The 3,650-nt window shown below is 62.3% G+C and carries 5 protein-coding genes; 3 read left to right on the top strand and 2 right to left on the bottom strand.

What is annotated here, in order from left to right; all coding sequences use genetic code 11:
- Positions 1–291 precede the first annotated feature (291 nt).
- On the top strand, positions 292–759 hold the full coding sequence (locus M5B43_RS27115) for an RNA methyltransferase (protein ID WP_003189607.1): 468 nt from the start codon (positions 292–294) through the stop codon (positions 757–759).
- Between the two features lie 67 nt (positions 760–826).
- Positions 827–1,177, top strand: coding sequence for a DUF2892 domain-containing protein (locus tag M5B43_RS27110; protein ID WP_248752941.1), 351 nt, complete (start codon positions 827–829; stop codon positions 1,175–1,177).
- On the opposite strand, the gene M5B43_RS27105 is transcribed toward M5B43_RS27110, so the two are convergent.
- On the bottom strand, positions 1,174–2,394 hold the full coding sequence (locus M5B43_RS27105; RefSeq protein ID WP_248752940.1) for a hypothetical protein: 1,221 nt from the start codon (positions 2,392–2,394) through the stop codon (positions 1,174–1,176). The two genes, M5B43_RS27110 and M5B43_RS27105, sit on opposite strands and share 4 nt — an antisense overlap.
- A 14-nt stretch (positions 2,395–2,408) precedes the next feature.
- A complete protein-coding gene (locus M5B43_RS27100) occupies positions 2,409–2,858 on the bottom strand; it encodes a YcgN family cysteine cluster protein (protein WP_248752939.1) in 450 nt (149 codons plus the stop codon).
- A 153-nt stretch (positions 2,859–3,011) separates the two neighbouring features.
- On the opposite strand from M5B43_RS27100, the gene M5B43_RS27095 reads away from it, so the two are divergent.
- Positions 3,012–3,605, top strand: coding sequence for a nitroreductase family protein (locus M5B43_RS27095; RefSeq protein WP_248752938.1), 594 nt, complete (start codon positions 3,012–3,014; stop codon positions 3,603–3,605).
- Positions 3,606–3,650: the final 45 nt, after the last annotated feature.

The following is a 3,650-nucleotide window of genomic DNA, read 5'->3' as shown; positions in this document are numbered from 1 at the left end:
TGGCGAGCGGGCTTGTCCCGCGTTGGGGCGCGTAGCGCCCCCTAAGAAGGACGGTGTACCCGATACTCCGCAGAGACAGCTTTTGGGGCTGCTGCGCAGCCCAACGCGGGACAAGCCCGCTCGCCACAGGGGAATATGACGGCCTTCAAAAGTTGTGTAGATACCTATGCTCATCGGGGGCAAGCCCTAACGCCAGCCAGTTAAGGGTGAACGCTGTACGGTGGCGATCGCCCAAGCACTGCATCCCCCCAAGCCGTATAATCGCCGTTTTTCGCCAAGGCACCCTTCCCCGTGGGCAATAAACGCTACAGCTGCATCGGTTTGTACAACCCCAAATCCCCCGAAAACGTTGGCTCGGTGATGCGCGCCGCCGGCTGCTACGGCGTGGCCTCGGTGTTCTACACCGGCGTGCGTTACGAGCGCGCCCGGGACTTCATCACCGACACCAAGAAAGTCCACCACGACATTCCCCTGATCGGCATCGACGACCTGAAAAAAATCCTGCCCCTGGGCTGCATCCCGGTCGCCGTAGAGCTGGTGGAAGGCGCCCGCCCGCTGCCGGAATACACGCACCCCGACCGCGCGCTGTATATCTTCGGCCCGGAAGACGGCTCCCTGGATAAGGAGATCCGCGACTGGTGCGAAGACGTGGTGTACATCCCGACCACCGGCTGCATGAACCTGGCCGCCACCGTCAACGTGGTGCTCTACGACCGGCTGGCCAAGGGTAATAACACCCGTTCGGGCCCCAAGTACTGATGTTTCGGGAACATCCAGCGCCTGCGAACAGTCAGCTTTAGACACTTGCCCTTGTTGGAGACAGATCATGAGCGACAGCAAAAACCTGCGACCTATCATCGAACACGCGCCGTTTGAAACCCAGCCCAGCCAAAACGTACACGGCTGGGAGCGTATCGGTTCAGTGGCGGGTGGCGTAATGATGGTTGGCAAAGGTCTGCGCCGTGGCGGACTTTTCGGGCTCATCCAGGTGGCGATTGGCGGCGTGGCGCTGGTGCGCGGCGTCACCGGGCACAGCTCGCTCAAGGACAAGCTGGAACAGGGTCGCCAGGAAATGAACAGCGTGCGCACAAAGATCGAACGTGCGGGTGCTGAGCTGAAGAACTTGAAGACCAAGGCAGAAGTGGCCGCTGAAAAAGCCACCAAAACCACCGGTTAACGCAACAGCTTGCTATCCAGTACCACCGACGACTCGCCGATAACACGCTCGGCCAGTTGCACAAACTCCGCGGTGGTGATGCTGTTCGTACGCATCACCGCCTGTGCGAGATCATCCAGAGAGCGCTTGTTGTGGGTTTTCACCCGAATTTCGCGGTCCAACTCCTGCAACACCACCACCGCACGTGCGACGCCTGCCGCACTGAGGTGTTCGCCCCGTAGCGTGATGACGTCCTTGCCGTCCCGGGTCAGTCGAGCCCGGATCGCCGCATACCGCTCGTCGGTGATGCCACCGGCACGCCGCAGCAACTCAATGGCGTAGTACTCGCCCAACCCCTCGCTGATCCAGTCGCTGCTGTCGTGGTCCTTGAACCGTCCCATGGCCTGCACGACCTCACGAATCAACGGGCTGCTACCATTTTCGCTGACCAGCGGCGTGCGGCTGTTGAGGTAGATCGAGTCATGCGACGAATAGGCCCCACGACGCATCGGGTCACCGGCACCGACGATCAACAGTTTGGCGGGATGACGCGGAAAAGCCGCCTCCACCTGCGGCCACACAAACGTCAGCAGGGTCAGCACCTCCATGCGCCGCATGCCCTGCCCCTTGGGCGAGGCCACGGTCACGTCGGTATCCCCCAGGCGCAGGCGGCGACTGCCGAGGTTACCGGCAAGCATCCAGCCCGTGGGGCGGTCGAACAGCCGGGAAACGTTGTCGATACGGAATTTTTGCTTGCCGATACGCGGCCAGGCGGTCTCGACGCTTTTCCAGCCCGTGGGCAACTCGAACACCAGGCGCGAGACCAGCTCGATGCCATCCTGTTGGTCGAGGTGGGCCGTCGGCACCAGGTCTTCACCGCGCAGCAGCGCCCAATTGGGGGTCATTCGCGTGTCATAGAGGCCCGGTTTACGCGCGTGGGTAAGCCGTACTCGGTAGGTCAGGCTGGCCTTGTCGGCACTGGGTTGCCACAGGCCACGACGGCCCGTGACCTTCCACTGCCCGTCGGCCTTGAAGTCGCTGTAGTCGCCGTCGCGGCCCAGGTCGAAGTTCAAGCTGCGCACTGCCGAGCCTTGGGACACACTCACACGGACCTCGGCCTGATCGCTCTGGGGCAGCAGCCTGACGTGATAATCCAGGTCGACTTTCTTCGCACACCACGCAGGCAGGCTCAGCGCCAGCAACAGGAACGATGCCGCCAACTGGGTTGCCACCGTCATACCCACTCCTTTTTTCAGCCCGCGCGGAAGATCAGGTAATCCTCCCAGTCGTCTTCGGGCACGCTGCCTTCGGCGAGCATGCGGCCGGACTGGGAAATGCGTTCGTGGTGCACGGCATCGCGATCGCCGCAGACCAGATGGTGCCACAGCGGCAAATCCTTGCGCTCGCTGACCAGACGATAGCCACAGGTCGGCGGCAGCCATTTGAATTGGTCGGCCTGGCCGGGAGTGAGCTGGATGCAGTCAGGCACCGAGGCCCGGCGGTTGGGGTAGTCGGTGCACTGGCAGGTTTTCAGGTCGAGCAGCTTGCAGGCGATACGCGTGTAATAGACGCTGTTGTCGTCTTCATCCTCGAGCTTTTGCAGGCAGCACAGGCCACAGCCGTCGCACAACGACTCCCACTCCTCCTGGTCGAGCTGTTCAAGGGTTTTGCGTATCCAGAAAGGTTCGACTTTGGCGGCCATGGCTCTACATCAGTATCGATAGGTGAAAAGGTCGTCAGTCTAGTACCCAAGTTCCTTGGGGCCAAGCGCTTACGACTGCCGGTATGACAAGACTTGTCAGGCGTGGGTCGGCGCAGTAGCTTTGAGCCCCGGTTTTTTCATCAGGATCTGCCCATGAGTACCTCGCCACGCGTTGCCGACCACCCGATCCATACCCAATTCACCGAGCGCTGGTCACCCCGCGCCTTTACCGGCGAAAGCATCCCGCAAGCAACCCTGCTGAGCTTCTTCGAAGCCGCCCGCTGGGCGCCGTCGGCGTACAACTCGCAACCGTGGCGTTTTCTCTACGCGCGCCGTGACACGCCCGACTGGGAACGCTTCCTGGGCCTGCTGAATGAATTCAACCGGGGTTGGGCGCAACACGCGTCGGCCCTGGTGATCATTGCCTCGAAAACCGATTTCATCGCCCCCGGTGCCAGCGAAGAAACCCCGGCGCTGTGGCACACGTTCGATACCGGCTCGGCCTGGGGCCACCTGGCACTGCAAGCCAGCCTCAGCGGCTGGCACACCCACGGCATGGCCGGCTTCGACCAGGAGCTGACCCGCAAGGAGCTGAAGATTCCAGAAGGGTATGCACTGCACGCGGCCGTGGCCGTGGGCAAGCTGGGCGACAAGTCGACCTTGCCGGAGTACCTGCAAGGCCGTGAAGCGCCAAGTCCGCGCAAGCCGCTGAGCGAGCTGGTGTCGGAAGGTGACTTCAGCCTTTAAGACGGCCGCAGCCCCCATGTGGGAGGGGGCTTGCCCCCGATGGCA

Origin of the sequence: Pseudomonas sp. MWU15-20650, from assembly GCF_023242475.1 — a bacterium.
In the GTDB taxonomy this organism is placed as follows: domain Bacteria; phylum Pseudomonadota; class Gammaproteobacteria; order Pseudomonadales; family Pseudomonadaceae; genus Aquipseudomonas.
The sequence above is the reverse complement of the archived record's forward strand: the minus strand, read 5'-3'. Positions and strand labels throughout refer to the sequence as shown.